Genomic DNA, 690 nt, shown 5'->3' with positions numbered 1-690 from the left:
AAAACGCTTTGTGTTCTTCACAAGTATCATAAAGCTCCGGCGTGGCAAAGCCACTATCTCCACGGACCAGGATTTCAGTACAAGGTAGACTATTTTGATAATGCTGTAATAGAGGCTCTAAAAATGAGTGAATTTCCTTACTGGTGTAAACATTACCTGGTCGCAATTGGGCCGCTAAAAAAGCTTCATTTTGGCCATCAAAGGCAACCAATGGATGAAAGCCGTTCGTTTGATAATGAGCGTTGAAATCACTACTTTCTTGATTACCGAAGGTATCAGAATGGGTCGAATCAACATCAATGATTAGTTCCGTTTGATTGGTAGTCAGGCGTCCTCGGTCAAGCAGAGTCTGGTTTAACACTTGTAAAGAAGTGATAGTCGTTTCATCACAGCGTTGCCAAAACCGCGAAATAGAAGCCTGTGAAGCTATAGCAGGCTTATCAAGTAGCAATTTAAAAATAGGATCAAAACGCAAACTGGTAGCAACCTGATCGGTGGCATAGCCAGCAATCTTCTGTAGTAATAGCTGTTCCATTAGACTAACATTACTGTGTTGGTAATAGCGTCGTTGATCTTTAAATGAAACTAATTTTTGAGCAAGGTCTGCGAAATCAAGTTTGTGTATGACCTCTTTGATGAGTACTAAACCCGCATCACTTGAAAGTTCACCACCAGTGTGAGAAATATGTA

The 690-nt window shown here is 40.7% G+C and carries 1 protein-coding gene; it reads right to left on the bottom strand.

The annotated features are described in order from the left end of the window. The coding region (locus tag IV87_RS10805) for an IS1380 family transposase (RefSeq protein WP_236699001.1) at positions 1-685 on the bottom strand (685 nt) is incomplete at its 3' end. Positions 686-690: the final 5 nt, after the last annotated feature.

The sequence above is a fragment of the Pediococcus ethanolidurans genome, from assembly GCF_001437405.1.
Lineage (GTDB): Bacteria > Bacillota > Bacilli > Lactobacillales > Lactobacillaceae > Pediococcus > Pediococcus ethanolidurans.
The sequence above is the reverse complement of the archived record's forward strand: the minus strand, read 5'-3'. Positions and strand labels throughout refer to the sequence as shown.